The organism is Pantoea sp. GbtcB22 (genome assembly GCF_019091025.1).
In the GTDB taxonomy this organism is placed as follows: Bacteria; Pseudomonadota; Gammaproteobacteria; order Enterobacterales; family Enterobacteriaceae; genus Pantoea; species Pantoea leporis.
In genome coordinates, this window is record NZ_JAGXKB010000677.1 from 1 (window position 1) to 242 (window position 242).

Below are 242 nucleotides of genomic sequence, written 5' to 3' on the forward strand. Positions count from 1 at the left end.
ATTTGGGCTTAAAAAAACCTGCCGGAGCAGGTTAGATTTTTTGATTGCTTAGTCTGAATATGTATTGCCGGTAATTTCCACCGATATACTGATACTCGCCAGAGAATGTTCCCGGCAAACCTGTATCCTGAACGTCGACGACGCTATCCAGCGGGATGGCTTCTAAGTGAGCTATCTCACCACACTCTCTCTCAATAACAATAATTGACTCACGCCATTCTGGCTTACCAACATGCCTGCCG

General features: G+C 45.9%; 1 protein-coding gene. It reads right to left on the bottom strand.

The genetic code is table 11. The features are described from left to right. Positions 1-31: 31 nt before the first annotated feature. The coding region (locus tag KVT28_RS26345; RefSeq protein WP_217551238.1) for a hypothetical protein at positions 32-242 on the bottom strand (211 nt) is incomplete at its 5' end.